The sequence below is a fragment of the Pseudomonas sp. NFX98 genome (assembly GCF_047784845.1).
Classification (GTDB): Bacteria; Pseudomonadota; Gammaproteobacteria; order Pseudomonadales; family Pseudomonadaceae; genus Aquipseudomonas.
Window position 1 is genome coordinate 239812 of sequence record NZ_JBLNNF010000005.1, and the last position, 24475, is coordinate 264286.

Here is a 24475-nt window from a genome sequence, read left to right on the forward strand (position 1 = left end):
AGCCTGCGGCAGCTCCTACAGGTTATGTGTGCGGCTGACCGGCTAGAAAAACCAGGCGAAAACGCCAGTTTCAACTTCACCCTTGTAGACCGTCTTGCCCACCCCCATATTGGGGCGACTGACGCGTGAAGGAATCCAACTTGAGCGAACTTCTCAACCGCCGCCTGGCTCTGCTCGGCGAGCGCGCTAACCTCTCTCTGCTCGAACAGTGCCTTCACGGCATCGAACGTGAATGCCTGCGCGTGACCGGCGAAGGTCGCCTGGCGCAAACGCCGCACCCGGAAGAATTGGGTTCCGCGCTGACCAATGAACAGATCACCACCGACTACTCCGAGTCGCTGCTGGAGTTCATCACTCCGGCCCTGCCCGACCCGGCGGACACGCTGGCGAGCCTGGACAGCATTCACCGTTTTGCCTACAGCAAACTCGGCAACGAGTATCTGTGGAGTCCATCGATGCCGTGCCCGCTGCCGGCCGAGGAAGACATCCCGATCGCCTATTACGGCACGTCCAACATCGGGCAGCTCAAGTACGTGTACCGCAAGGGCCTGGCCCTGCGTTACGGCAAGACCATGCAGTGCATTGCCGGGATTCACTACAACTTCTCGCTGCCGGAAAAACTCTGGCCACTGCTTAAGGCGGCTGAAGGCTTTGTCGGCAGCGACCGCGATTTCCAGTCGTCGTCCTACATCGCGCTGATCCGTAACTTCCGCCGCTACAGCTGGCTGCTGATGTACCTGTTCGGCGCCTCGCCAGCGCTGGATGCCGGTTTCCTGCGCGGTCGTTCGCACCAGTTGGAACAACTGGATCCGGACACCCTTTACCTGCCATACGCCACCAGCCTGCGCATGAGCGATCTGGGTTACCAGAGCAACGCCCAGGCCGGCCTGACGCCGTGCTACAACGATCTGATCAGCTACACCGACAGCCTGCGCAAAGCGGTGGCCACGCCGTACGCGCCTTACGTCGAAGTCGGCACGCACAAGGACGGTGAGTGGGTTCAACTCAACACCAACATCCTGCAGATCGAAAACGAGTACTACTCCAACATCCGCCCGAAACGCGTGACCTATTCCGGCGAACGGCCGATCCAGGCGCTGATGGCCCGCGGCATCCAGTACGTCGAAGTCCGTTGCCTGGACATCAACCCGTTCCTGCCGATGGGCATCGATATCACCGAATCGCGATTCCTCGACGCTTTCCTGCTGTACTGCGCCTTGAACGACAGCCCGCTGCTGACCAATACCAGCTGCGGCAACGCGACCTCGAACTTCCTCAGTGTGGTCAAGGAAGGTCGCCGTCCGGGCCTGCAACTGCAGCGCGACGGGCAGCCGGTCGACCTGAAAGAGTGGGCCGGTCAGTTGCTGGAAAACATCGCGCCATTGGCCGCGTTGCTGGATCAGAGCCATGGCGGCGATGCCCACAGCAAGGCGCTGGACGCACAGATGGCCAAGGTCAAGGACCCGTCCCTGACGCCATCGGCCCAGGTGCTGGCGGCAATGGCCGAGCACAAGGAAAGTTTTACCCAGTTCTCCCTGCGCCAAAGCCAGGCCCATGCCGAGTTTTTCCGCAGCGAGCCGTTGCCGGCCGAGCAGCAGGCGAAGTTCGAAGAATTGGCGCGCTCTTCGCTGGCCCAACAGGTTGAGCTGGAACAGAACGAAGTCGGCGATTTCGATGTGTTTGTCGGGTCGTATCAGGCGAGCATTCTGGCGATCAGTAATTAATCGGCGCCTGTAAAAAAGATCGCAGCCTTCGGCAGCTCCTACAGGAAACACATTCCAATGTAGGAGCTGCCGCAGGCTGCGATCTTTTGCTTTTAGCCTACACACCGTCGCCGGCTTAGAATTTTCCGCTCATAAGCTCATTCGAAAAAGTTATTTATTTTCGAATTCTTAGATCATTTAGTCTCCTTTCACGCCGACTCTCGGTCGCCTGACAAGGAGCTACCCGATGAAACTGACTTTCCCTCTTCGCCTGCTGGCTGCCGCTTCTTTGGCTGCGGCGAGCATGTTTGCCCAGGCGGCTGACGTCACTGTCGCTTACCAGACCACCGTGGACCCGGCGAAAGTCGCCCAGGTCGACGGCGCGTACGAAAAAGCCACCAAGGCCGACATCAGCTGGCGCAAGTTCGATAACGGTGCCGACATCATCGCCGCCATCGCTTCCGGCGACGTGCAGATCGGCTACCTCGGTTCCAGCCCCCTGACTGCTGCCATTACCCGCAAAGTGCCGGTGGAAACCTTCCTCATCGCCACCCAGATCGGCGCCGCTGAAGCCTTGGTCGCCCGCGATGGTTCCGGGATCAAGACTCCGCAAGACCTGATCGGCAAGAAAATCGCCGTGCCATTCGTTTCCACTGGCCATTACAGCCTGCTGGCCGCGCTGAATCACTGGAACATCGACCCATCGAAAGTCACCGTCCTCAACCTCGCTCCACCGGCAATCATCGCTGCGTGGAAACGCGGTGACATCGACGCCACTTACGTATGGGACCCGGCGCTTGGCGTAGCCAAGGAAAATGGCAAAGTGCTGATCACTTCCGGCGAGCTGGCCAAATTCGGCGCACCGACCTTCGATGCCTGGATCGTGCGCAAGGACTTCGCCGAGAAGCACCCGGAAATCGTCACCGCGTTCGCCAAAGTGACCCTGGATGCCTACGCCGATTACCGCAAAGACCCAAAAGCCTGGCTCGCCAACCAAAGCAACGTCGACAAACTGGTGAAGCTCTCCGGCGCCAAGGCCAGTGACATTCCGCTGCTGCTGCAAGGCAACGTCTACCCGCTGGCGGCTGATCAAGTCGTCACCCTCGGCGCGCCCACCACCAAGGCCATCACCGACACCGCCGTGTTCCTCAAGGAACAAGGCAAGGTCGAAGCCGTACTGCCGGACTACGCGCCGTACGTCAGCGCCAAGTTCATCACCAACTGATCGGGAGTCAACGCGATGGCTTTGCTACAGCTGGAGCGCATCAGCGCACAGTACCCTGGCAGCCCGGAACCGGTGCTGGCGGATATTTCCCTTAGCCTGGGGCCCCGGCAATTGCTGGTCGCCCTCGGCCCGTCCGGCAGTGGCAAGACATCGCTGTTGAACCTGATTGCCGGTTTCGTCGAACCCAGCGCCGGGCGCATTACCCTCGACGGCGTGCCGGTCAAAGGCCCGAGTGCCGAACGTGGCGTGGTGTTTCAGGACGATGCCTTGCTGCCTTGGCAAGACGTGCTGGCCAACGTCGGTTTCGGTCTGGAACTGGCCGGGATTGCCCGGGAAAAACGTGAAATCCGTGCCCGGGAAATGCTCGCACTGGTAGACCTTTCCGGCTTTGAAAATCGCCGGATCTGGCAACTCTCCGGTGGCCAGAAACAGCGCGTCGGCCTGGCCCGCGCCCTCGCCGCCGATCCTCGCGTATTGCTCATGGATGAGCCCTTCGGCGCCCTCGACGCGTTTACCCGCGAACAGATGCAGGAGCTGTTGCTGCAAGTCTGGCGGCGCACCGCGAAACCGGTGTTCCTGATTACCCATGACATCGAAGAAGCCGTGTTCCTCGCCACCGACCTGATTCTGCTGGCACCCAATCCCGGGCAAATCGTCGAACGCCTCAGTCTGGATTTCGGCCAGCGTTACGCCGCCGGTGAGTCGGCACGCTCGATCAAGTCCGACCCGCGCTTCATCGAAACCCGCGAACACGTACTCGCCAAAGTGTTCTCCCAACGCAGCGCCGTACAGCGCCAGGAGCACGCATGAGCAGCTACGAAATTCCCGCTGCGGCGGTGAAGACAAACACCCCAGCCATCGCAGCCCGTCGCAGCTTGAGCACGCGCTGGATCAGCCTGCTGACCCTGGTCGCGTTGGTTTTCATCTGGTGGGCAGTGACAGCGACCGGTTTGATCGAGCCGTTGTTCCTGCCGCCGCCATCGGCCGTGCTGCAAAAAGGCTGGTTGCTGGCGACCAGCGGCTATATGGATTCAACCTTGTGGCAGCACTTGGGCGCGAGCCTCAGCCGCATCGGTCTTGGCCTCGGCTTCGCGGTACTGACGGCCGTTCCGGTCGGCATCGCCATCGGCCACAACCGCGTCGCTCGCGGCATTCTTGATCCGCTGATTGAGTTCTATCGTCCGATTCCGCCGTTGGCTTATCTGCCGCTGATCGTGATCTGGTGCGGCATCGGCGAGTTGTCGAAAGTGTTGCTGATCTACCTGGCGATTTTCGCCCCGATTGCCATCGCCACCGCCACCGGCGTGCGCACGGTCGACCCGGCCAAATTGCGCGCTGCGCAATCGCTGGGTGCGACGCGGGCACAGTTGATTCGTCATGTGATTCTGCCGAGTGCATTGCCGGATATCTTGACTGGCGTGCGCATTGGTTTGGGCGTCGGTTGGTCGACGCTGGTTGCTGCCGAACTGATCGCCGCCACCAGCGGCCTGGGCTTCATGGTGCAGTCGGCCGCGCAGTTCCTGGTCACCGATGTGGTGGTGCTGGGGATCCTGGTGATCGCGCTGATTGCCTTCGCCATGGAAATGGGCCTGCGCGCCTTGCAGCGCAAACTGGTGCCGTGGCACGGCCAGGCTCACTGAAAATCGCCTTTGAAAATCCTTATAGGAGTGAGCCTGCTCGCGATGGCGGTGTATCAGCCATGGCCATGTCGCCTGACACGCCGCTATCGCGAGCAGGCTCACTCCTACAAAAGCTCTACACACCGAATTTGAAGAGAACCACCATGAGCCACCTGACCATCGTCCCCCTCAGCTACGCCCTAGGCGCACAGATCAGCGGCGTCGACATCAGCCAGCCACTGAATCTGGAACAGCGCGATGCCATTGAGCAAGCGCTGCTCAAGCATCAAGTACTGTTCTTCCGCGACCAGCCGATCACGCCGCAGCAACAGGCACGATTCGCCGCGAATTTCGGCGACCTGCACATTCATCCAATCTACCCGAATGTGCCGGAGCAACCGGAAGTGCTGATCCTCGACACCGCCGTCACCGACGTGCGCGACAACGCGATCTGGCACACCGACGTGACCTTCCTGCCGACCCCGGCCATGGGCGCGGTGCTCAGCGCCAAGCTGTTGCCGGAGTTTGGTGGCGACACGCTGTGGGCCAGCGGCATCGCCGCGTATGAAACGCTGTCGGCGCCGATGAAAACCTTGCTCGAAGGGCTGACCGCCACTCACGATTTCACCCGTTCGTTTCCGCTGGAGCGCTACGGCAACACGCCTGAAGCGCTGGCCCAATGGGAAGAGGCGCGGCGCAAGAATCCGCCGCTGTCGCACCCGGTAATCCGCACCCACCCGGTGAGCGGACGCCGCTCGCTGTTCGTCAACGAAGGTTTCACCTCGAAGATCAACGAACTGTCGGAAACCGAAAGCGAAGCCATTCTGAAGTTCCTGTTCGCCCACGCCACACGGCCGGAATTCACCATTCGCTGGCGCTGGCAGAAAGACGACATCGCGTTCTGGGACAACCGCGTGACCCAGCACTACGCGGTGGATGATTACCGCCCGGCGCGGCGAGTGATGCAGCGGGCGACGGTGTTGGGGGATGTGCCGTTCTTTTAAGATCAAGAGATCGCAGCCTGCGGCAGCTCCTACATGGAAATGCGATCCCCTGTAGGAGCTGCCGCAGGCTGCGATCTTTTGCTCCGGGCTACTCCGCCGTCGAAGGCTTCTCCCAAAGATTGATCCCGCCCTCTTGGGCAAACCGGTCAATCTCCGCCAGTTCTTCCGCACTGAAGCTCAGATTCTTCAACGCCTCGACGTTCTCGATGATCTGCTCCGGCCGGCTCGCACCGATCAGCGCCGAGGTCACGCGCGGGTCACGCAGCGTCCAGGCCAACGCCAGTTGCGCCAGGCTTTGACCGCGACGCTTGGCAATTTCATTGAGCGCACGAACGTGAGCAATGTTGGCATCCGACAAGTGCGACGACAGCAACGAACCACCGCCCGGACGGTTGACCCGCGCATCCGCCGGCACGCCGTTGAGGTATTTGTCGGTCAGCAAACCTTGAGCCAGCGGGGTAAAGGCAATCACGCCCGTGCCGAGTTCGTCAGTGGTATCCAGCAGGTCTTTCTCCACCCAGCGATTGAGCAGGTTGTACGCCGGTTGGTGGATCAGCAACGGCACTTTCCACTCTTTGAGCAGCGCGGCGATTTCACGGGTTTTCACCCCGGAATAAGACGAGATGCCGATGTACAACGCCTTGCCCTGCTGCACAGCGGTAGCCAGTGCGCTGGCGGTTTCTTCCAGCGGCGTGTCCGGGTCGAAGCGGTGGGAGTAGAAAATGTCCACGTAGTCCACGCCCAGGCGTTGCAGGCTCTGATCGAGACTGGCCAGCACGTACTTGCGCGAACCACCGCCCTGGCCGTAAGGACCAGGCCACATGTCCCAACCAGCCTTGCTGGAGATGATCAGCTCGTCGCGATACTGCTTGAAGTCTTCACGCAGCAAACGACCGAAATTGATCTCGGCGCTGCCATACGGCGGGCCGTAGTTGTTGGCCAGGTCGAAATGGTTGATGCCCAGGTCGAACGCCGTGCGCAACAACGCACGCTGGGTATCGATCGGCGTGCTGTCGCCGAAGTTGTGCCACAGGCCCAGGGACAGCGCCGGCAGCACCAGACCGCTGCGACCTACGCGGCGGTAAGGGATGGAGTCATAGCGGTTTTCGGCAGCGGTGTAAGTCATCGAATCCTCTCTTGTCTGTCTTGAATCTGGTCTCGACTGCTTCGCCAGTCGCCCAGCATACGCGCAGACAAAAACCAGGAAACCCCGGATTCGACTAATTGCTGAAACGTTTCATATTTCTTTCTTCTAACCTTATGCCGACAATTCGCGCAGTGCTGCCGCTGCCAGAAAACCGGAGCGCGAACTGTAGCGTTGGTCGCGCCTGACGGTCTGGTCGATACGCTCAAGCAATTGCTCTGGCAGCGTGGCATTGAATCGCACCGACTTGCCGAAGTAAGGCGTGATATCAAACTCCACCACCGCCCAAACGCCGCCAGCGTATTCAGGGTTATCGAGGTGAGCGTCGATCTCGCGCACTTGAGGCAACGGCTCGCCATCGGCAACCAACCCTTCGTAATGCAGGGACAGCGCCTCTTTCACACTTTCGAGTGCCTGCGCCACGGTGCTACCGGCAGAGAAGCAACCCGGCACATCCGGGACGATCACTCCGTAGTCCGAGTCGGCATCCTTGTGCAGAACAACCGGGAATTTCATGTATTTGACCTTCCTTCGAATGGCTGAATATCCAGCACTCTAATATGGAAATCCCGCGCGCCCCCCACCCATACACATTCTGAGATGATCAAAATCTCACTCAAATTGCCCCCGCAAACACTTCCCCCAACCAATCCACAAACACCCGAACCCGTGGCGACATGTGTCGGTTGTGCGGGTACAGCACAGAAACCGGCATCGGTGGCGGTGGGGTTTCAGTGAGGATTTCCTTGATCAGTCCCTGGGCGATTTGCGTTTCCATGCGGTAGTGCGGGCACTGGATCAGGCCGAGGCCGGCAATCGCCGACGCGGCGTAGATTTCTGCGCCGAACACTGAAACGGCGCCATCGATTGCCACTTCCTTGAGCTCCCCATTCACCACGAATTCGAACGGGAACAACTTGGCGGTGGTGCGCGAAACGTAATTCACGGCGCGATGGTTTTTCAGATCTTCGAGGTTTTTTGGCTCGCCGTATTTGCGCAGGTACGCAGGGCTGGCGCAGGTGATCTGGCGCAGGTTGGCGACACGTTTGCCGATCAGTGTGGAGTCGCTCAAGGTGCCGGCGCGCAGTACGCAATCGATACCTTCGGTGATGAGGTCGACGTTGCGATCCGCTTCGCTGATGGACAGCTCGATATCCGGATAACGGGTCATGAATTGCGGAAGGGCCGGAATCACGAAGTGTCGGGCCAGGGTGCCGTGCAAGTCCACCCGCAAGCGGCCCTTCGGCGCCACGCTGCGAAACGCCAGTTCGGCTTCTTCCAGTTCTGCCAGTAATTGCAGGCAACGCTGGTAATACGCTTCGCCATCCAGCGTAGGTCGCACTCTGCGCGTGCTGCGTTCCAGCAAGCGGGTGCCGAGCCAGGCTTCGAACTGATTGAGCGTGTGAGTCAGCGTGGCCCGCGGTAGGTTCAGGTCTTCTGCCGCCAGGGTAAAACTGGAGCGTTCGTAGATCCGCACGAACACTTTCATCGCTTTGACTTGATCCACGGAATGCTCTCGATTGTTGGCGATTCTTGAACAGTCAAGGCAACTCTGGTGCATTTATCGACCCGAGTAAACATGTGAAATTGGCTTCACACCCCATCACAGGATCACCACCATGACTCACCAGACTTCGAAAGTTGCCCTCGTCACCGGCGCCTCCCGCGGCATCGGCGCGGTCATCGCCAGACAATTGGCCAGCGAAGGTTTCGCCGTCGCCATCAATTACGCCAGCAGCGCCAGCGAAGCATCGAAACTGGTGGTGGAACTGCGTCAGGCCGGCTATCAAGCCATAGCTATCAAGGCCGATGTGGCCAATGCCGAGGACGTGCGGCGGATGTTCGACGAGGCTGAAACCCAGCTCGGTAAAGTCGATGTGCTGGTGAACAACGCCGGGATTCTCAAGGTGCTGCCACTGGCACAACATAGCGACGAGTTGTTCGAGCAAACCTTCAACATCCACGCCCGTGGCACCTTCAACACCCTGCGCGAAGCCGCCACACGCCTGAACGACGGTGGCCGTATCATCAATTTCTCCAGCAGCACCGTCGGCCTGAACCTGCCGGGTTATGCGGTGTACATTGCCAGCAAAGCCGCGGTGGAATCGCTGACACAGGTGTTTGCCAAGGAGATGCGTGGACGTAACATCACGGTCAATGCGGTGGCGCCCGGGCCGGTGGCGACCGAGCTGTTTTTGCACGGCAAGAGCGAGGAGCAGATTCAGAATTTCGCGAAGATGGCGCCGCTGGAACGCCTGGGTCAGCCGGAGGATATTGCTCGTGTTGTGTCGTTTCTGGCGGGACCGGATTCGGCTTGGGTCAATGGGCAGGTTTTGCGGGTGAATGGCGGGTTGGTTTAACTATGCTCGCTGTATGGAGTTGAATCAGTAGGGCCGCCATCGCGGGCAAGCCTTGCTCCTACAGGTTTAGAGTCGTGCTCTGATTCCTCGAACGACGTAACATCTGTAGGAGCAAGGCTTGCCCGCGATGACGGCCTGAACGGCACCACACATCTGAATGGCGAAACCCACCATGCACACAACGATCATCATCACCTTCGGCCTGATCCTCCTCGCCCTGATGCTCTACATCGGCGAGAAAATCGGCTTCAGCCGCCAGATCCTGGCCTACAGCTTTATCGTGCTGTGGCTGGCGCTGACGCTGATCAATGGCGCGGTCGGCATTGTGCATGCCGGCCAGCCGTTGGGCACCGAACTGGTGGTCGGCAGTGCCGTTTTCGGTATCCCGGTGGCGGCGCTGGTGTTGTTCATGGTGATGACCACCGAAGCGTGAAGACTCCCGATCAACGCACCAGATGCAAGAACTGCATGTGCCGTTCGTACTGATCGAGGATGTCGTTGATGATCTGTTCCTTGGTGTAGCCCACCAGATCGTAGTTCTGGCTGCCCTCGCTCAAATGCACTTCGGCGCGGTAGTAACGACGGTTGTTGAGTTCCTTGGAGCCCATGCCGCCCCGGGCAAACGACGGCGTAAAGTAGCCGCGCATTTGTACCTGATAGATAAACGGGTGTTCATCGCCGTGACCGATTTCCAGGCTGACGCTGTCGTTGACCGGTTCCGGATGCGTGATGACACTCAGCCCCTTCTCGATGAACACCGCCGAGACCTCTTCGATCGCCGGACGCACTGTTGTATCGAGGAAGCGATACACCTCGTCCCGCGACGGAAAATGCACCGCCTGACTCAAGCGCTGACGCCAGCCGCCGCGCCGTGAGCCCGACACCGGCGCCAGGGAATGCAGCTGCGCGATCTGCTTTTGCGACTCCAGATAAAACGCCTTGTGCAGGCCCCACATCATCAACAGCAAAATCAGCGAGAACGGCAGCGAAGTCAGGACCACCGCTGACTTCAACGCATCGATGCTGCCGGAGAACAGCAACGCACTGGTCACCAGCGCGGTCATCGCACCCCAGAACACCCGCAGCCATTTCGGCCCGTCTTCATCCGGGTTGCCGCCCTTGGCGGACAGTGTCGAGAGCACCACGGTGCCCGAATCCGCAGAGGTGACGAAGAACACAAAGCTGATGAACACCGTTACGGCGATGACGGTTTTACTCCATGGGTAAGTTTCCAGCAGCAGGTACAGGGTCATCGACGGGTTGTCGATGGCCGACATGCCCAGCGCGCTCATGCCGTGATTGAGCACCTGGTCGATGGCGCTGTTGCCGAAGATCGACATCCACGCGAGGGTGAAACCGAGCGGAATCAACAGCACGCCAAAGACGAATTCGCGAATGGTCCGGCCACGGGAAATCCGCGCGATGAACAAGCCCACGAACGGCGACCACGCAATCCACCAAGCCCAATAGAACACCGTCCAGCCGCCCAGCCAGTCGCTCGGTTTGTCGTAGGCGTAAAGGTCGAAACTCTTCATCGGCAAGGCGCCGAGATAATCGCCCACGTTCTGGATCAATGTGTTGAGCAAATGCTGCGTGGGCCCGGCGAACAACACGAACAGCAGCAGCGCGCAGGCCAGCAGCATGTTGATGTCGGACATCACGCGCACGCCTTTATCCACACCGGACACCGCGACGATGATCGCCGCGCCCATCATCAGCGTGATCAGGCCGACCTGAATCCACTGGGTGTGAGCGATGCCAAACAAATAGTCCAGACCCGAGTTGAGGTGCAGCACGCCGAAGCCCATGTCGGCACCGAGGCCGAACACCGTGGCAATGATGCCGAAGCCATCCACCGCGTAACCGATAGGGCCGTTGATGCGTTTGCCGATCAGCGGATACAACGCCGAGCGCAAGGCCAGCGGCAGGTTGTGTCGGTAGGCGAAGTAGGCCAGCGCCATGCCGACGAAGGCGAACACGCCCCAGCCATGCAAGCCCCAGTGCAGAAAAAGAATCTGCATGGCCTGGCGCGCCGCATCCGCGGTGCCCGCCTCGCCTTGCGGCGGTTGGAGCATGTGGGTCAGCGGTTCGGATACGCAGAAGAAGAACAACGTGATGCTGATCCCGGCGGCGAACAGCATGCCGGCCCAGGACAGGTAACTGAATTCGGGCTCGTCGTGGTCGGCACCGAGTTTGATCTTGCCGTAGCCCGATAACGCGGTGACCACCACGAAGACCAGATACAGGGTCATCGCCAACATGTAGTACCAGCCGACCGTGTTGGCCGCCCAGTTTTGTGCGGCCAGCAACCAGGCACCGGCCTGCTCGGGCATGGCAATGACCACGACGCCGAACAACAGAATGAAGCTCGCCGCAAAGTAAAACACCGGCGGATTCATGCGGACCAGGCCGCTTGGAGGAAGGGACGATGCACTCATGAACGGTGCACCTCGAAGAGGTAAAACGTGGCTGTAGAAATCGGACTCAGCAAAGGCAAGCCTCCTGTTGTGAGCGGGCAGCGAACCACCGGTTTAACTTGAATGAACGTTCAAGTTAAACATGGATAGGGTGCTAAGGACTAATCGCAGGGCTGGGCGGTCGCTTTCTTACGCTAGCTCAAGGAGGGGTATAACGCGGCGGGAGTGGGGGAATTCTGTAGGAGCTGCCGCAGGCTGCGATCTTTTGACTTTGGTTTTTGCAGTGCCTTTGAAAAGATCGCAGCCTCGTTTCACTCGACAGCTCCTACAGCTCCTACAGCTGGCGCAACGGTTTATCTGCCTTACTTCTGCGCCCCATCATCCAGCTGCAAATTAGCCTGAGTCAGATTACTGCCCGCCGGCACGCTACGGGTCAGCCAGACATTCCCGCCAATGGTCGAGCCCTTGCCGATGGTGATCCGCCCCAGAATCGTCGCACCGGCATAAATCACCACGTCATCCTCGACAATCGGATGGCGCGGCTGGCCCTTCTGCAACTGGCCGTCTTCGTCCGCCGGGAAGCGCTTGGCGCCCAAGGTCACGGCCTGATAGATCCGCACGCGCTCGCCGATGATCGCGGTCTCGCCGATGACCACGCCGGTCCCGTGATCGATGAAGAAACTGCGGCCGATCTGCGCGCCGGGGTGAATATCGATACCGGTGGCCGAGTGAGCGATTTCCGCACTGATCCGCGCCAACAACGGCAACCCCGCGCGATACAAATGATGGGCCAGACGATGGTGAATCACCGCCAGAATGCCGGGATAGCACAGCAGCACTTCATCAACGCTGCGCGCCGCCGGGTCACCGTGATAGGCCGCCAACACATCCGTATCCAACAGGCTGCGCAGACCCGGCAAGGCAAGGGCAAAATCCTGAATGATCTGGATGGTCTTGGCTTCAACTTCGGTCTCGGCCTCGGCTCCGTGGCGAGCGGCATAACGCAATTCGAGTCGCGCTTGCGCCAGCAACGCATTCAGCGCGACATCAAGGGTGTGACCGACGTAGAAGTCTTCACTTTCCTCGCGCAGGTCCACCGGCCCCAGACGCATCGGGAACAGCGCACCGCACAGGGCTTCGAGAATGTCCGCCATGGCCGCTCGGGACGGCAACTCGCGACCACCCTGCTCGGTGCTGGCGCGGCCGTTTTGTGCACGCCACTGGTCACGTGCCGTGCGCAGCTGACTGACGATGGTCTGCAATTGCCAATGGCTGGAACGCTCACTCACGGTAAAAACTCCTCACGGGCGGCCGGACGGTCTGGCCGCGTCAACGGCGATTACTTTACGGCAAGGGTCGCGGCGCAAATTAAGAACCAATTGTGCTGTGTTAAGCACCATCAGCTATAAGCGATTGACGGTTGCCCCGACAAATACGCGTGCCTATAGTCCTGACATCATTCACCGCCAGTACGGACTCATGATCAAACAACAGCTTGCCCGCTTTAACCGCCTCGACCTGCTCGGTCAGCCCACCGCCCTGGAAAAACTCGAACGCCTGTCGACCTGGCTGGGCCGCGATGTCTACGTCAAGCGCGATGACCTGACGCCACTGGCCATGGGTGGCAACAAGCTGCGCAAACTCGAATACCTCGCGGCCGATGCCTTGGCCGAGGGCGCTGATACCTTGATCACCGCTGGCGCGCTGCAATCCAACCATGTACGCCAGACTGCCGCCATTGCCGCCAAGCTGGGACTTGGCTGCGTAGCGCTGCTGGAAAACCCGCTGGGCACCGATGACGTCAACTACGTCGGCAACGGCAACCGGCTGTTGCTCGACCTGTTCGATGCCAAGGTCGAACTGGTGGAAAACCTCGACAACGCCGACGAACAATTGCAGGCATTGGCCGCTCGCCTGCGCAATAACGGCAAGAAACCGTACCTGGTGCCGATCGGTGGCTCCAATGCATTGGGCGCCTTGGGTTACGTACGGGCCGGTCTGGAACTGGCCGAACAGATCAAGGATACCGGCCTGAATTTCGCCGCCGTGATCCTGGCCTCGGGCAGCGCCGGAACCCACAGCGGTCTGGCATTGGCGTTGAGCGAAGCGTTGCCGGAATTGCCGGTGATCGGCGTGACGGTTTCGCGCAGCGATGAAGATCAGCGGCCGAAGGTACAGGGCTTGGCCGAGCGCACTGCCGAGTTGTTGGGTGTGACGTTGCCGGCGAGCTTCAAAGTCGAGTTGTGGGACGAGTATTTCGCGCCGCGCTATGGCGAGCCGAATGCCGGGACGCTGGCGGCAGTGAAGCTGCTGGCGAGTCAGGAAGGCCTGCTGCTTGACCCGGTCTACACCGGCAAGGCCATGGCGGGGTTGCTGGACGGTATCGGTCGGCAGCGTTTCGATGACGGCCCGATCATTTTCCTGCACACCGGTGGGGCGCCGGCGTTGTTTGCCTACAAAGACTTTCTATAAAGATCAAAAGATCGCAGCCTGCGGCAGCTCCTACAGGAGTTCGCCGTTTCTTGTAGGAGTTGCCGCAGGCTGCGATCTTTTCAAGACCCATCACTTATTCGTTAATCGCATAATAAAAATAGAATTTATTATTTTCTAATCTAATAACGCCATCATATAGTCACGCCGCAGGCGAATTTGCAGCGAGACGCATACGCTGCTTTAGGGCAGGATATCGCAGTCGTCCAATTCCCGAATTTGCCAACTTTCCTTAAGCGTCTTCCATAAGAAAACACAGGGGCTTGTCATGAATTTTTCCGCACTACGTCGTAATCTGCTGGTGGGATCGCTGGGCCTGGCACTGAGCGCCGGCCTGATCGGCAACGCCGTTGCCGGTGAGCAGCTGCAACAAATCAAGGACAAAGGCGTGATCAACGTCGGCCTGGAAGGCACTTACCCACCGTTCAGCTTCGTCGACGCCGACGGCAAACTGACCGGCTTCGAAGTCGAGTTCTCCGAAGCGCTGGCCAAAGAGCTGGGCGTGAAGGTCAAACTGCAACCGACCAAATGGGACGGCATCCTCGCGGCGCTGGAATCCAAGCGTCTGGACGCGGTGATCAACCAGGTGACCATCTCCGAAGAGCGCAAGAAAAAGTATGACTTCTCCGAGCCGTACACCGTTTCCGGGATTCAGGCGCTGGTGCTGACCAAGAAGGCCGCCGAGCTGAACATCAAGTCCGCTGCCGATCTGGGTGGCAAGAAAGTCGGCGTGGGCCTGGGCACCAACTACGAACAGTGGGTCAAAGCCAACGTGCCAACCGCTGACGTGCGCACCTACGAAGACGATCCGACCAAGTTCCAGGACCTGCGTGTCGGCCGTATCGACGCCATCCTGATCGACCGTCTGGCCGCGCTGGAATATGCCAAGAAAGCCAAGGACACCACTGCTGCCGGTGAAGCGTTCTCCCGTCAGGAAGCCGGTATTGCCCTGCGCAAAGGCGAGCCTGAACTGTTGGCTGCGGTGAACAAGGCGATCGACAAACTGCGCGCCGACGGCACCCTGAAAAAGCTCTCGGAAAAATACTTCAACGCTGACGTCACTCAATAATGGAAGAAGCTTTTCAACTCGCGCTGGATTCCGCGCCCTTTTTGCTAAAGGGCGCGTACTACACGGTGATCTTGAGCCTGGGCGGGATGTTCTTCGGCCTGGTGATGGGCTTCGGCCTTGCGCTTATGCGCCTGTCGCGCTTCAAGCTGGTGAGCTGGATCGCCCGCATCTACGTGTCGTTCTTTCGCGGCACGCCGTTGCTGGTGCAACTGTTCGTGATCTATTACGGCTTGCCGCAATTGGGTGTCGAACTTGATCCGCTGCCGGCGGCCCTGATCGGCTTCTCGCTGAACATGGCTGCCTATGCCTGTGAAATCCTGCGCGCTGCGATCAGCTCGATCGAACGCGGTCAGTGGGAAGCCGCTGCCAGTATCGGCATGACCCGCGCGCAGACGCTGCGCCGGGCCATCATTCCGCAAGCGATGCGCACGGCATTGCCGCCGCTGGGCAACAGTTTCATCTCGCTGGTCAAGGACACTGCGCTGGCAGCCACCATCCAGGTGCCGGAGCTGTTCCGTCAGGCGCAGCTGATCACCGCCCGTACCTTCGAAATTTTCACCATGTACCTTGCCGCCGCGCTGATCTACTGGGTTCTGGCCACGGTGCTTTCGCACCTGCAGAACAAGCTGGAAGAGCGGGTCAATCGGCACGACCAGGAGTCCTGACCCCATGATTGTCGTGGAAAAACTGACAAAGCAGTTCAAGGGTCAAGTCGTGCTCAACGGCATCGATCTGCAAGTGAAGGAAGGTGAGGTCGTGGCGATCATCGGGCCGAGCGGCTCGGGCAAGACCACGTTCCTGCGGTGCCTGAATTTCCTGGAAGAACCCACTAGCGGCCGGATCAAGGTCGGCGATATCGAAATCGATACCAGCCGTCCGTTGAACCAGCAGCAAAGTCTGGTGCGCAACTTGCGCCAGCACGTGGGTTTCGTGTTCCAGAACTTCAACCTGTTTCCCCATCGTACCGCTCTGGAAAACGTCATCGAAGGCCCGATCATCGTCAAGAAGATCCCGCATGCCGATGCCGTTGCCCTGGGTAAAAAGCTGTTGGCCAAGGTGGGCCTGGCGGGCAAGGAAGATGCTTACCCGCGCCGTCTCTCGGGCGGCCAGCAGCAACGCGTGGCGATTGCCCGCGCGCTGGCGATGGAACCGGAAGTGATCCTGTTCGACGAACCGACCTCGGCGCTCGACCCGGAGTTGGTGGGCGAAGTGCTGGCGACGATCCGCGGTCTGGCCGAAGAGAATCGCACCATGGTCATCGTGACCCACGAAATGGCTTTCGCTCGTGACGTGGCCAATCGTGTGGTGTTTTTCGACAAGGGTGTCATCGTCGAACAAGGCGAATCCAAGGCGCTGTTTGCCAACCCGAAAGAAGAACGCACGAAACAGTTCCTCAGCAAGTTCCTGAACAACTCTCACAACTAAATAACCCCTCGAAAACTTGTTAACTTCCACGGAAGGAAGTTACACACCGCCTACACCAACACCATTCACGCACAATAAAAACGCACGAACAATAGACGACTTCTTGTCAGCGCGTGCGGTACATATTTATATTCCGCAACATACCTGCGCTGATAACACATCATCAGCGACTCTGACACCCGCACCCACCCATACCGACCTTCAAGCCAAATACCCCCGGTATTTCATGGGCATTTTCGCCACACCGATAGCGTTTATTAACTTTATCGCGTAGGAACTTTCTGAATAACACCTCATTCCACGCCCAACTAACAAACTCTATTGACACTTATTCCAGCGCACTCTTATCTAGTCTCCAACCGGCGTCACTCATCACGCTCACTCATTCTTTAAACCTAAAGTAATGAATTGTTTTGCCGTTCGCATTTCACGTTTTTTATTTTTCAGAAACGGACTTCGCTGCAAAACTTCAAGGAGACTCCATGAAAAGCACCTCGAATCAATCCGAACTCGCGGCCCCGACCGTGGCGCAATCCCACAAGACCGGCATCAACATCACCTCGGCCGCACACCTGCTGATCGATGTGCCGCCCTACGCGGCGATGGACGAAGGCGATCTGATCGAACTGTTCTGGGACAACTGCTACGTTGCTTCCCGGGTGCTTACCCGCGATGAGGTCGGCCGATCCGTTCAGTTGCGGGTCCCGGAAAGCTTCATCGCCAATGGATCTTCGCGCATTCACTACCGGATCATGCAGATCGGCCAGGGCGCTGCGGTATCCGCTGCCAGGCGCGTGCAGATCAAACTCGATTGCCCCGGTGGTCAGCCGTCTGCCTTGCACGGCGATGAAAACCAGAGCCTGGCGCCGGTGGGCATCCCCGAAACCATTCGTCGTCAGGGGCTGAATCAGAACCAGATCAAGCGGGGTGTGCCGCTGACCATCGAACCGTATCTGAACATGGCGGCCGATGACGAAATCACCCTGCGTTGGGGCGATGTGCGCATGGACCTGCCAAGGCTCAAGGCGGGTGATGTGGGCCAGCCGATTCAGGTCTGGGTACCACCGGAGATCATTGACGAAGCCGGCGAAGACCTGCGTCTGGAGGTGACTTACTGCATCCTCGATCGCGTGGGCAACAACTCGCGGTGGGCGCCCGCACGTACGCTGAAGATTGGCTGTACCAACCCCTATCTGAACGTCCCGAAGAAGGAACAACTCAAGGCCGCGGAGCCCCGCTGTTGCTACGCGTGCAAGTGTTGCCCTGCGGACAGCACCCCTTCTAAATATATTCCTAAAAGTTAGTTCATAACTTATTTATAAACGCTTAGGGTATATACACCGGACCACCGGACATTCTTGTTTTCGTTCGTCGCACACAGCGGCGTTTCCATGAGATGTGAGGTAGGTATGGTCCGGAACACAATCACCCCAGTGCAGATCGCCAGGGCATTGCGTGCAGCCAAGGAGCGGCACTGATGTCCAGTCTGGCAGATGCAGTCGTCCAGAGTGATCTGGATATCGCCCCGTTGTTGTTGCCCGCACAAGTGCTGCGCAACGACGCTCAAGCGATCAAGGCCGCCCATGAGCTGGCGCAAACCGCCCGCCTGCAAGCGGCCAAACGCGACCAGCAGCGCAAGCTGCCGTGGTCGGAAATCGAACAGTTCACCCGCAGCGGCCTGGGCAGCATTGGCATCCCGCGCGAGTACGGTGGTCCACAGGTTTCGTTCGTCACCCTGGCCGAGGTGTTCGCGATCATTTCCGCGGCAGACCCGGCCCTTGGGCAGATCCCGCAGAACCAGTTCGGCATCCTGAACCTGGTGCTGGGCAGCGCCACTGAAGCGCAGAAAAAACAGCTGTTCAAAAGCGTACTCGATGGCTGGCGTATCGGTAATGCCGGGCCGGAACGCGGCACCAAAAACACCCTGGAACTCAAGGCACGCATCACCGCCGACGGCGATGGCTTTGTCCTCAGCGGCCAGAAGTTCTATTCCACCGGCGCGCTGTTCGCGCACTGGGTCGCGGTCAAGGCGCTCAATGACGACGGCAAGCAAGTGCTGGCCTTCGTGCGTCGCGGCACGCCGGGGCTGCGGATCGTCGATGACTGGTCCGGCTTCGGTCAGCGCACCACCGCCAGTGGCACGATTTTGCTCAACAACGTGCGGGTCGACGCCGAACTGGTGGTGGACAACTGGAAGATCAACGACAAGCCCAATACCCAGGGCGCCGTCTCGCAACTGATTCAAGCCGCCATCGACGCCGGCATCGCCCGGGGCGCCATCGACGATGCCATCGAATTCGTGAAAACCCGTGCGCGGCCGTGGATCGACGCCAATGTCGAACGGGCCAGCGATGACCTTTACGTGATCGCCGACATCGGCAAACTGAAAATCGAACTGCACGCCGCCGAAGCCCTGCTGCGCAAGGCCGGGCAAGTACTCGATCAGGTCAGCGCCGCGCCGCTCACCGCCGAGTCCGCCGCCCGCGCTTCGATTGCGGTGGCCGAAGCCAAAGTGCTGACCACCGAGATTTCGCTGCTGGCCAGCGAAAAGCTCTTCGAACTGGCTGGCAGCCGCGCCACCCTCGCCGAATTCAACCTCGACCGCCACTGGCGCAACGCCCGCGTGCACACCCTGCACGATCCGGTGCGCTGGAAGTATCACGCCGTGGGCACCTACCACTTGAACGGCACCTTACCGGCTCGCCATTCCTGGATCTGACGACCAGACATCTGGAGAAACACATGACAAGTTCTCACCACGTCGCGGTCCTAACCAGCGATGAGCAAGCCCTGATTGTCGCCAGCGACCTGGCCGAAGATTTCAAGCGCGACAGCGCCCTGCGCGACCGTGAACGTCGACTGCCACACCCGGAGCTGGAAGTGTTTTCCCGTTCTGGCCTGTGGGGCATCAGCGTGCCGAAAGAGTACGGTGGCGCGGGCGTTTCCAACGTCACGCTGGCCAAGGTCATCGCGTTGATCAGCCAGGCTGACGGCTCGCTCGGACAGATCCCGCAGAACCATTTCTACGCACTGGAAGTGCTGCGTGTGAATGGCAGCGCCGAGCAGAAGAAACGCCTGTACGCCGAAGTGTTGGCCGGTCAGCGTTTCGGTAATGCACTCGCCGAACTCGGCACCAAAACCGCCCACGACCGCGTCACTCGTCTGACCCGCGACGGCAGCGGCTATCGCATCAACGGTCGCAAGTTCTACGCCACGGGCGCGATTTATGCTCAGCGCATCCCGACCTCGGTAATCGATGAAAACGGCGTGCAGCAATTGGCATTCGTACCGCGCACCAGCAAAGGCCTGACCGTTATCGACGACTGGAGCGGCTTCGGCCAGCGCACCACCGGTAGCGGTTCGGTGGTGTTTGAAGATGTGTATGTCGCCGTCGAAGACGTGATCCCGTTCCAGACTGCGTTCGAGCGCCCGACCCCGGTCGGTCCGCTGGCGCAGATTCTCCACGCCGCCATCGACACCGGCATCGCCCGCGCGGCCTATGAAGACGCACTGCACTTCGTGCGCACCAAGACCCGGCCGTGGATCGACGCGACCCATGAGAAAGCCATTGAAGATCCGTTGACCCTCAAGAGCTTCGGCCACTTGAGCATCCGCCTGCACGCCGCCGAAGCGCTGCTGGAACGCGCCGGTGAATTCCTCGACAAGGCCCAGGCCGACACCCAAGCCGAGACCGTCGCCGCCGCCTCGATTGCCGTCGCCGAGGCTCGCGCAATCAGCACTGAAATCTCCCTCGCGGCCGGCAGCACCTTGTTCGAACTGGCCGGCAGCCAGGCAACCCTGATCGAACATGGCCTCGATCGCCACTGGCGCAATGCCCGCGTGCATACCCTGCACGACCCGGTGCGCTGGAAGTATCACGCGGTCGGCAATTACTACCTCAACGATGAAAATCCTCCGCTGCGGGGGACTATTTGATGACCGCTACGAAAAAGAAAATCCTGCTCAACGCGTTCAACATGAACTGCATCGGGCACATCAACCACGGCCTGTGGACGCATCCGCGCGACACGTCGACCCAGTACAAAACCATCGAGTACTGGACCGAACTGGCGCAATTGCTCGAACGCGGCCTGTTCGACGGTTTGTTCATCGCCGACATCGTTGGCGTTTACGACGTCTACCAACACTCAGTGGAGGTGCCGCTCAAAGAGTCGATCCAACTGCCGGTCAACGACCCGCTGCTGCTGGTTTCGGCCATGGCAGCGGTGACCAAAAACCTCGGCTTCGGCCTCACCGCCAACCTCACCTACGAGCCGCCGTACCTGTTCGCCCGGCGCATGTCGACGCTGGATCATCTGAGCCGTGGCCGGGTGGGCTGGAACATCGTCACCGGCTACCTCGACAGCGCCGCCAAAGCCATGGGCCTGAGCGAACAAGTCGAGCACGACCGCCGTTACGACCAGGCCGACGAGTACCTGCAAGTGCTCTACAAACTCTGGGAAGGCAGCTGGGAAAACGGCGCGGTGCTCAACAATCCGCAGCAGCGGATCTACGCGCAACCGGAGAAAGTGCACAAGGTCGAGCACAAGGGCGAGTTCTATCAGGTCGAGGGTTATCACCTCTGTGAGCCGTCGCCACAACGTACGCCGGTGCTGTTCCAGGCGGGCAGTTCGGATCGCGGCTTGCTGTTCGCCGGGCGGCATGCCGAGTGCGTGTTCATCAGCGGCCAGACCAAGGCATCGACCAAGGTTCAGGTGGACAAGGTCCGCGCTAGCGCCGTTGAAGCTGGCCGCAATCCCGAGGACATCAAGGTGTTCATGGGGCTGAACGTGATCGTCGGCGCCACCGAAGAGCTGGCGTGGGCCAAGCACGCCGAGTACCTGAGTTACGCCAGCGCCGAAGCCGGCGTGGCGCATTTCTCCGCGTCCACCGGGATCGATTTTTCCGAGTACGCCATCGACGAACCGATCCAGTACGTGAAGAGCAACGCGATCCAGTCCGCCACCAAAAACCTGCAAAACAACGACTGGACGCGACGCAAATTGCTGGAGCAACACGCCCTCGGCGGCCGCTACATCACGGTGGTCGGCTCGCCCGGGCAAGTGGCCGATGAGCTGGAATCGTGGATCGCCGAAACCGGTCTCGACGGCTTCAACCTGACACGGATCGTCACGCCGGAAAGCTATGTGGATTTCATCGATCTGGTGATTCCGGAGCTGCAACGGCGCGGGTCGTACAAGACCGCTTATGACGACGGCAGCTTGCGGGAAAAGCTGTTTCGCGAAGGGGCGCATTTGCCTGGGCGGCATACCGGTTCGGCTTTCCGCCGCTAAAAGCATCGCTGGCAAGCCAGCTCCCACAGGGGTCGCGTGAACACCCGAGAACACTGTGGGAGCTGGCTTGCCAGCGATGAGGCCCGACCAAACACCACAAATTCTCTGAACTGACTGGAAAAACCCTCATGAAAAAGAACTACCTCTCTCACCCAGTCAAAGCACTGGCCCTGGCCCTCGGCCTGTTTAGCTCCGCGGTTTTCGCCACCGACGCGCCCCTGAAAATAGGCACCACCGCCGCCTTCGCCATTCCGCTGGAAGCGGCGGTCGAAGAAGCCGGGAAACAAGGCCTGAAAGTCGAACTGGTGGAGTTCACCGACTGGATCGCACCGAACGTCAGTCTTGCCGCCGGTGACATCGACGTGAACTACTTCCAGCACATCCCGTTCCTGGAAAACGCCAAGGCTGCCTCCGGTTTTGACCTGGTGCCGTTCGCGCCAGGGATTATCAACAACGTCGGCCTCTACTCGAAAAAATACAAAAGCTTCGATGAGCTACCACAAGGCGCCAGCGTCGCTATCGCCAACGATCCAATCAACAGCGGACGCGGTTTGCAATTGCTGGCCAAGGCCGGTTTGATCACGCTCAAACCGGGTGTGGGATACAAGGCCACCGAAGAAGACATCATCGCCAACCCAAAGAAAATCAAGATCCTCCAGGTTGAAGCGGTGCAACTGGTGCGCGCCTACGACGACGCCGATCTGGTCCAGGGCTACCCGGCCTACATTCGTCTGGCGAAGACTTTCGATGCCGGTTCCGCGCTGCTGTTCGACGGCCTCGATCACAAGGAGTACGTGATCCAGTTCGTGATCCAGCCAAAGAGCAAAACCGACCCGCGCCTGATCAAATTCGTCGACATCTACCAACACTCGCCCGCCGTTCGCGCCGCACTGGATAAAGCCCATGGCAAGCTCTATCAAGCCGGTTGGGAGAGCTGAGCATGACCGCCGCGATTCAACGGCGACTGGAGATTCCAGAGCCTCAAAACGCCGAACAAACCGAGCTGCATCCTGAGCTGAATCACGCCCACGTCCGCTTCGTCGGCCTGGGCAAAACCTACGACGGTAAACAAGGCCCGGTGGCCGCCCTGCACGGCATTGACCTGGCGATCCAGCGCGGGGAAGTGTTCGGTATCATCGGTCGCAGCGGCGCCGGTAAATCCTCGCTGATCCGCACCATCAACCGCCTGGAGCAACCAACCTCGGGTCGGGTGTTGATCGATCAGGTGGACATCGGCGAGTTCGACGAGGACCGCCTGGTGGCGCTGCGTCGACGCATCGGCATGATCTTCCAGCACTTCAACCTGATGTCGGCCAAGACCGTTTGGCAGAACGTCGAACTGCCGCTGAAAGTCGCCGGTGTGCCCAAGGAACAACGCGAACAGAAAGTCCGCGAGCTGCTGGAGCTGGTGGGCCTGCAAGCCAAGCAAAAGGCCTATCCGGCGCAGTTGTCCGGCGGCCAGAAACAGCGTGTCGGAATTGCCCGTGCGCTAGTGCACGACCCGGCGATCCTGCTCTGCGACGAAGCCACTTCGGCGCTGGACCCGGAGACCACGCAATCGATCCTCGGCCTGTTGCGCGAGATCAATCAGCGCCTGGGTTTGACCATCATTTTGATCACCCACGAAATGGCGGTGATCCGCGAAATCTGCGATCGCGTCGTAGTGCTTGAACATGGACGCATCGTTGAGCAAGGCCCGGTGTGGGAAGTGTTCGGCAACCCACAGCATGAGGTCAGCAAGACCCTGCTCGCACCGTTGCAACATGCCTTGCCACCAGAGCTGCAAAGCTGCTTGCAACCTCAACCGCAGTGCTCGGACGACGCGTTGGTACTGCGCCTGCAATTTACCGGTTCAGCTCAAGACGAACCCGACATCGCCGCCCTGTTCAGCGCGCTCGGTGGTCGCGTGCGCTTGCTGCAAGGTGGCGTGGAACGCATTCAGGGCCACGCTCTGGGGCAACTGCTGCTGGCAGTGAGTGGCTCGTCCCTCGGCGCCGAGGAATTGCGTCAGCGCGCCAGCCATTGGGCACAACAGGTGGAGGTGTTGGGCTATGTGGTTTGATCGCTTGCTACAGGGTTTCATCGACACGTTTCTGATGGTCGGCGTGTCGTCGCTGATCGCACTGTTGGCGGGAATTCCGATGGCGGTGATTCTGGTCACCAGCTCCAAGGGCGGCATCTACGAAGCCCCGGCGCTGAACCGCGCACTGGGCGCGTTCGTGAACCTGTTTCGCTCTATCCCGTTCCTGATTCTGATGGTGGCGCTGATTCCGTTCACCCGGTTGATCGTCGGCACCACGTACGGCGTATGGGCGGCCGTAGTGCCGCTGACCATCGCGGCTACGCCGTTCTTTGCGCGCATCGCCGAAGTCAGTTTGCGCGAAGTCGATCACGGCTTGATCGAAGCGGCGCAAGCCATGGGTTGCCGACGCCAGCACATCGTCTGGCATGTGCTGTTGCCGGAAGCGCTGCCGGGGATTGTTGGCGGGTTCACCATTACGCTGGTGACCATGATCAACTCCTCGGCCATGGCCGGGGCGATTGGTGCCGGCGGCTTGGGGGATATCGCGTACCGGTATGGGTATCAGCGCTTTGACAGCCAGATCATGTTGACGGTGATAGTGTTGCTGGTGGCGTTGGTGGCGGTGATTCAGTTGGGTGGGGACAGACTGGCTCGTGGTTTGAACAAGCGATAAGTGAAGATCAAAAGATCGCAGCCTTCGGC

23 protein-coding genes are annotated in these 24475 nt (G+C 59.8%); 18 read left to right on the forward strand and 5 right to left on the reverse strand.

All coding sequences use genetic code 11. The annotated features are described in order from the left end of the window. Nucleotides 1-140: 140 nt before the first annotated feature. The 5 genes from gshA (at nt 141) to tauD (ending at nt 5551) form a co-directional block, all read left to right on the forward strand. Complete coding sequence (gene gshA, locus ACM110_RS08735; RefSeq protein WP_416127443.1) at nt 141-1724, forward strand: glutamate--cysteine ligase; 1584 nt, start codon at nt 141-143, stop codon at nt 1722-1724. Between the two features lie 226 nt (nt 1725-1950). Beyond that, the gene (gene tauA, locus ACM110_RS08740; RefSeq protein ID WP_416127444.1) at nt 1951-2928 is read left to right on the forward strand and encodes a taurine ABC transporter substrate-binding protein; all 978 of its coding nucleotides are present in this window, start codon (nt 1951-1953) and stop codon (nt 2926-2928) included. A 15-nt stretch (nt 2929-2943) separates the two neighbouring features. Beyond that, complete coding sequence (gene tauB / locus ACM110_RS08745; protein WP_416127445.1) at nt 2944-3738, forward strand: taurine ABC transporter ATP-binding subunit; 795 nt, start codon at nt 2944-2946, stop codon at nt 3736-3738. Then, nucleotides 3735-4568 carry a taurine ABC transporter permease TauC gene (tauC, locus tag ACM110_RS08750; RefSeq protein ID WP_416127446.1) on the forward strand — a complete coding sequence of 278 codons (834 nt, stop codon included), beginning with the start codon at nt 3735-3737 and terminating at the stop codon, nt 4566-4568. The genes tauB and tauC overlap by 4 nt, the downstream gene beginning before the upstream one ends. Before the next feature lie 143 nt (nt 4569-4711). Continuing rightward, on the forward strand, nt 4712-5551 hold the full coding sequence (tauD, locus tag ACM110_RS08755; RefSeq protein ID WP_416127447.1) for a taurine dioxygenase: 840 nt from the start codon (nt 4712-4714) through the stop codon (nt 5549-5551). 88 nt (nt 5552-5639) lie between these two features. Here the strand turns inward: tauD and mgrA are convergent, their stop codons facing one another. From mgrA to ACM110_RS08770, 3 genes are all read right to left on the reverse strand, one after another. After that, complete coding sequence (mgrA, locus tag ACM110_RS08760; protein ID WP_416127448.1) at nt 5640-6677, reverse strand: L-glyceraldehyde 3-phosphate reductase; 1038 nt, start codon at nt 6675-6677, stop codon at nt 5640-5642. Nucleotides 6678-6809: 132 nt separating this feature from the next. Continuing rightward, nucleotides 6810-7211: a type II toxin-antitoxin system HicB family antitoxin gene (locus tag ACM110_RS08765; RefSeq protein ID WP_416127449.1), complete on the reverse strand. Its 402-nt coding sequence runs from the start codon at nt 7209-7211 to the stop codon at nt 6810-6812. A 100-nt stretch (nt 7212-7311) separates the two neighbouring features. Next, complete coding sequence (locus tag ACM110_RS08770) at nt 7312-8202, reverse strand: LysR family transcriptional regulator (RefSeq protein ID WP_416127450.1); 891 nt, start codon at nt 8200-8202, stop codon at nt 7312-7314. A gap of 112 nt (nt 8203-8314) precedes the next feature. Between ACM110_RS08770 and ACM110_RS08775 the strand changes: the two genes are divergently transcribed. Together ACM110_RS08775 and ACM110_RS08780 are read left to right on the forward strand one after the other, a co-directional pair. Continuing rightward, the gene (locus ACM110_RS08775) at nt 8315-9055 is read left to right on the forward strand and encodes an SDR family oxidoreductase (RefSeq protein WP_416127451.1); all 741 of its coding nucleotides are present in this window, start codon (nt 8315-8317) and stop codon (nt 9053-9055) included. 172 nt (nt 9056-9227) lie between these two features. Beyond that, nucleotides 9228-9488, forward strand: a complete 261-nt coding sequence (locus ACM110_RS08780; RefSeq protein WP_338584159.1) for a hypothetical protein — start codon at nt 9228-9230, stop codon at nt 9486-9488. Nucleotides 9489-9498: 10 nt separating this feature from the next. On the opposite strand, the gene betT is transcribed toward ACM110_RS08780, so the two are convergent. Together betT and epsC are read right to left on the reverse strand one after the other, a co-directional pair. Next, the gene (gene betT, locus ACM110_RS08785) at nt 9499-11454 is read right to left on the reverse strand and encodes a choline transporter BetT (RefSeq protein WP_416127520.1); all 1956 of its coding nucleotides are present in this window, start codon (nt 11452-11454) and stop codon (nt 9499-9501) included. 380 nt (nt 11455-11834) lie between these two features. Next, complete coding sequence (epsC, locus tag ACM110_RS08790) at nt 11835-12761, reverse strand: serine O-acetyltransferase EpsC (protein ID WP_338584158.1); 927 nt, start codon at nt 12759-12761, stop codon at nt 11835-11837. Nucleotides 12762-12951: 190 nt separating this feature from the next. Here epsC and ACM110_RS08795 point away from each other — a divergent pair, with 190 nt between their 5' ends. The 11 genes from ACM110_RS08795 to ACM110_RS08845 all read left to right on the forward strand — a co-directional run bounded on the left by ACM110_RS08795 (nt 12952) and on the right by ACM110_RS08845 (nt 24446). Then, entirely contained in the window at nt 12952-13944 is a 993-nt protein-coding gene (locus ACM110_RS08795; RefSeq protein WP_416127452.1) for a D-cysteine desulfhydrase, read from the forward strand. Between the two features lie 286 nt (nt 13945-14230). Continuing rightward, nucleotides 14231-15031, forward strand: a complete 801-nt coding sequence (gene tcyJ / locus ACM110_RS08800) for a cystine ABC transporter substrate-binding protein (RefSeq protein WP_338584156.1) — start codon at nt 14231-14233, stop codon at nt 15029-15031. Further along, nucleotides 15031-15696 carry a cystine ABC transporter permease gene (gene tcyL / locus ACM110_RS08805; RefSeq protein WP_416127453.1) on the forward strand — a complete coding sequence of 222 codons (666 nt, stop codon included), beginning with the start codon at nt 15031-15033 and terminating at the stop codon, nt 15694-15696. The genes tcyJ and tcyL overlap by 1 nt, the downstream gene beginning before the upstream one ends. A gap of 4 nt (nt 15697-15700) precedes the next feature. Then, nucleotides 15701-16456 (forward strand): L-cystine ABC transporter ATP-binding protein TcyN, encoded by a 756-nt coding sequence (gene tcyN / locus ACM110_RS08810; RefSeq protein ID WP_416127454.1) that lies wholly within the window; start codon nt 15701-15703, stop codon nt 16454-16456. Nucleotides 16457-16938: 482 nt separating this feature from the next. Continuing rightward, nucleotides 16939-17760 carry a hypothetical protein gene (locus ACM110_RS08815; RefSeq protein WP_416127455.1) on the forward strand — a complete coding sequence of 274 codons (822 nt, stop codon included), beginning with the start codon at nt 16939-16941 and terminating at the stop codon, nt 17758-17760. 173 nt (nt 17761-17933) lie between these two features. Further along, complete coding sequence (locus tag ACM110_RS08820) at nt 17934-19175, forward strand: SfnB family sulfur acquisition oxidoreductase (RefSeq protein ID WP_416127456.1); 1242 nt, start codon at nt 17934-17936, stop codon at nt 19173-19175. A 23-nt stretch (nt 19176-19198) separates the two neighbouring features. Further along, complete coding sequence (locus ACM110_RS08825; RefSeq protein WP_338584151.1) at nt 19199-20392, forward strand: SfnB family sulfur acquisition oxidoreductase; 1194 nt, start codon at nt 19199-19201, stop codon at nt 20390-20392. Further along, the gene (locus ACM110_RS08830) at nt 20392-21750 is read left to right on the forward strand and encodes an LLM class flavin-dependent oxidoreductase (protein WP_416127457.1); all 1359 of its coding nucleotides are present in this window, start codon (nt 20392-20394) and stop codon (nt 21748-21750) included. Before ACM110_RS08825 ends, ACM110_RS08830 begins: the two co-directional genes overlap by 1 nt. Nucleotides 21751-21878: 128 nt before the next feature. Next, the gene (locus tag ACM110_RS08835; protein WP_416127458.1) at nt 21879-22688 is read left to right on the forward strand and encodes a MetQ/NlpA family ABC transporter substrate-binding protein; all 810 of its coding nucleotides are present in this window, start codon (nt 21879-21881) and stop codon (nt 22686-22688) included. A 2-nt stretch (nt 22689-22690) separates the two neighbouring features. After that, the gene (locus tag ACM110_RS08840; protein ID WP_416127459.1) at nt 22691-23812 is read left to right on the forward strand and encodes a methionine ABC transporter ATP-binding protein; all 1122 of its coding nucleotides are present in this window, start codon (nt 22691-22693) and stop codon (nt 23810-23812) included. After that, nucleotides 23802-24446 (forward strand): methionine ABC transporter permease, encoded by a 645-nt coding sequence (locus ACM110_RS08845; RefSeq protein WP_338584147.1) that lies wholly within the window; start codon nt 23802-23804, stop codon nt 24444-24446. Before ACM110_RS08840 ends, ACM110_RS08845 begins: the two co-directional genes overlap by 11 nt. Nucleotides 24447-24475 lie beyond the last annotated feature (29 nt).